The organism is Rheinheimera gaetbuli (assembly GCF_054781935.1).
The window spans coordinates 1-3644 of sequence record NZ_BAAGTL010000036.1; the positions used below are offsets into that span (position 1 = coordinate 1).

The 3644-nt window shown below is 51.1% G+C and carries 1 protein-coding gene; it reads left to right on the forward strand.

The window, feature by feature from the left end; translation table 11 throughout:
• Positions 1 to 32: 32 nt before the first annotated feature.
• A partial coding sequence (locus ACYVIC_RS19635; protein ID WP_460862688.1) for a non-ribosomal peptide synthetase occupies positions 33 to 3644 on the forward strand: 3612 nt, incomplete at its 3' end.

A 3644-nucleotide genomic window follows, 5' to 3' on the forward strand; every position in this document is an offset into this window, starting at 1 on the left:
AGATTGACCGTAAGGCCTTGCCGGAGCCGGATATGTCGAGCCTCCAGGCAGAGTATGTGGCACCCCGTAACGAAGTTGAGTTGGTCATATGTGAAGTCTGGCAGGAAGTACTGGGTGTAGAGCGTGTGGGTATCCATGACAACTTCTTTGAACTGGGTGGTCATTCACTGCTGGTGATGCAGGTGATTTCCAGACTACAACAAGCTGGTATAGCCATGACGGCGCGTCAGTTATTTGCTCTGCCCACACTGGCTGAGTTGGCAAAGGAGCTTGGCAATGCTGACAGCAGTGATAAGCATGCCCTTATCTATGCTGCTCCGGCGAATCTGATCCCCCCGAATGCAGTGCAAATCACCCCGGATATGTTGCCGTTAGTTGCGCTCACTGAAGAAGACATACAGACCATTGTGTCTCAGGTCCCAGGTGGCGCTGCGAATGTACAGGATATTTATCCACTGGGTCCATTGCAGGAAGGTATTTTGTTCCATCATATGATGAATCCCATAGGGGATCCTTATGTAATGCCTATGTTATTTCGTATCAGGGATTTAGATTCACTTAGCGGATTTATTAAAGCTCTGGAGTTTGTGATTGCCCGGCATGATGCATTGCGCACAGCGGTATTATGGGACGGGCTCTCGACCCCGATCCAGGTGGTTTGTCGGCAGGCGAGCTTGCCTGTTCAGTGGATTGAAGCCAAAGCAGGTATTAGTGCTCAGGCTCGCATGCAACAGCTGTGTGCAGCGGATGTGCAACAAATGGATATAACCCGAGGCCCTTTACTAAAGTTACAAGTAATGCGGGTAGAGGACAGCGAAGAGCACTTTGTGTTATTGCAGGTGCATCATTTGGTCACGGACCATGTGGGTCTGGAGATCATTCAGCATGAGATAGGGCAATTCGAGCGCGGGGAAGCGGCGTCTTTACCAGTACCGGCCGCATACAGGGAGTTTATAGCCCATACCCGTCATCAGGCCAAGCATAACGATGCGGAAGCTTATTTCCGTCGAGTGCTGGGAGATATTGAAGCACCAACTGCCCCATTTGATTTATTGGATTCTCGACGAGATGGTAGTGAGATTGTCGAGCTGAGGGAAGGGGTACCGGCTGAAATCAGTCGTCAGTTACGGGAGATAGCGAGGCGTATGAAAGTGAGTCCTGCAGCTCTGTTTCATAGTGCCTGGGGACTGGTGTTGAGTGCTTGCAGCTGTCGTGATGATGTGGTGTTTGGCACTGTGGTATCGGGGCGTTTGCAGGGTACGGTTGGCGCTGAGAGTATGATGGGAGTGTTTATCAATACGCTGCCTTTCAGGTTAAGACTGAAGGGACAAAATGTGTTGGAGTTGGTGACACAAGCTCATGAATATTTACTGGGTCTACTACCTTATGAGCAGACTCCTCTGGCTTTGGCTCAACGCTGTACCCGGTTACCCGGGGGGACGCCCTTGTTTAGCGCGATGCTGAATTACCGCCATTCAGGGCAGAATAATACACCGGGAGAGGTTTCGGGGAATTATACCCTTATCAGTGCTCAAGAGCGGAGCAACTATGTTTTTAACCTGGCGGTTGATGTACTGGATGAAGAGTTTGAGCTGGATATTCAGGTGGATGGCTCTCTGCATGCGCCACGCATTATGGGGTATATGCAAAGTGCATTGGCGGGGTTGGCAAAAAGTCTCAGCCAGACGAGCTCCTATCGTGTAGATAATACTTCTTTTGTACCAGTATCAGCGATATCCATACTGGGACAAGTTGAACGTGAACAGTTGCTGATTGGGTGGAACGATACAGAGGCAGATTATCCCCGGGACAAGTGTATCCATCATTTGTTTGAAGCACAGGTATTGAAGAGTCCTCAAGCCGTCGCTGTGACCTTTGCAGGAACGTCACTTACTTATGCCCGGTTGAACGCCAGGGCAAATCAGTTGGCACAAGCTCTTTTGGAAAGAGGGCTTTTGAAGAAAAAGCAAACCGGCTCGCAGGAAACGAAACGAATAGGCATCTGTCTGCCACGCTCTCTGGATATGCTGATAGCGATGTTGGCGGTATTAAAAGCGGGTGGGGCTTATGTGCCACTGGACCCGGATTATCCGAGCAGCCGTTTAAGCTACCTGTTACAGGATGCTGGGCTGGATACGGTAATTACTCATAGAGGGGTGTTATCGGCCATACCCGTGTTAGTCACCCAAGGCTTGTGTCTGGATGATAAAGAACTACAAGCCAGCATACAGACCCAACCGGAAGCTAACCTGCTCATAGCGGGACTGAGTGCAGATGAACTGGCCTATGTGATTTATACCTCAGGCTCGACAGGTAACCCGAAGGGGGTGATGGTGGAGCATGGTGCTGTTGTGAACTTTTTGTGCAGTATGGCCCATACACCAGGGCTGGAGGAAACGGACAAGTTACTGGCGGTGACTTCGACAGCATTTGATATCCACGTACTGGAGATGTTCCTGCCATTGGTATGCGGTGCCCATCTTGTGATAGGGACAAAAGTGCAGAGTCAGGATCCAGAAAAGCTGAGTGCGATGATAGCGGAGCTTGGCATCAGTGTGATGCAGGCCACACCAGCGACCTGGAAGATGTTAGTGGAGTCAAAATGGCAGGTTAATTCGGCCTTGAAAGTGTTGTGCGGGGGGGAAGCACTGAGTCATTCGCTGGCCCGGGCCATACTGGCCAGCGGTCCGGTCACCTTGTGGAACATGTATGGTCCAACCGAAACTACTGTGTGGTCGAGTGTCCAACGAGTCAGTCTTGAGGATAGTAAGGTGTTAATGGGGCAACCCATAGCGAATACTAGCATGTATGTGGTGAATACTGAGATGGCATTGCTCCCGGTTGGGGTGCCGGGTGAATTATTAATCGGTGGGCGCGGACTTGCAAGGGGTTACCTGGGGCAGGATGCTCTGTCGGCAGAGCGTTTTATCCGTCATCCGTTTAGCACAGCAGGAGCAGAGGGGGAGCGTGTGTATCGTACCGGTGACATGGTACGGCGCCTGGTTGATGGCAGTCTGGAATTTTTAGGCCGGGCAGATCACCAGGTTAAGGTGCAAGGCTTCAGGATCGAGCTGGGGGAAATCGAGAATCTGCTGCTGGCCCACGAAGAGGTTAAAGATGTGGTAGTACTTGCTATGGAAGCCGGAGGGGATAAACAGTTGATAGCCTATTTTATTCCTGCAGAGGTACAAGCGCGGGGAGGACACTGGTTACCAGAGAGCCCGGAATTAGCAAACTCAATTGCAAGGTTGCGGGATTATGTGCGGGCACATCTGCCACTTCACATGGTGCCCTCGGTTTTCAGGGCTCTGAAGTCCTTCCCGTTAACCCTGAACGAGAAGGTGGATCGCAAGGCTTTGTCCGAGCTGGAAGTAGTGGTAGTTACAGCGGCATATCAGCCAGCGGAGACGGAAACAGAGCGAGCCTTGTGTGACATATGGCAAATGCTGTTGGGAGTGGCGCAGATTGGTGTGACGGAGAACTTTTTCCAGTTAGGAGGGCATTCTCTGCTGGCAATAAAGTTACTCGGGATTATCAAACATCAGTTTCAGGTTGAACTGAGTGTGAAGACCTTGTTTGAATTGCCGGATATCCAGAGTTTGGCGGCGTATCTGGATGTGCTAAGGCCTAAAGGGGCGGGTGAT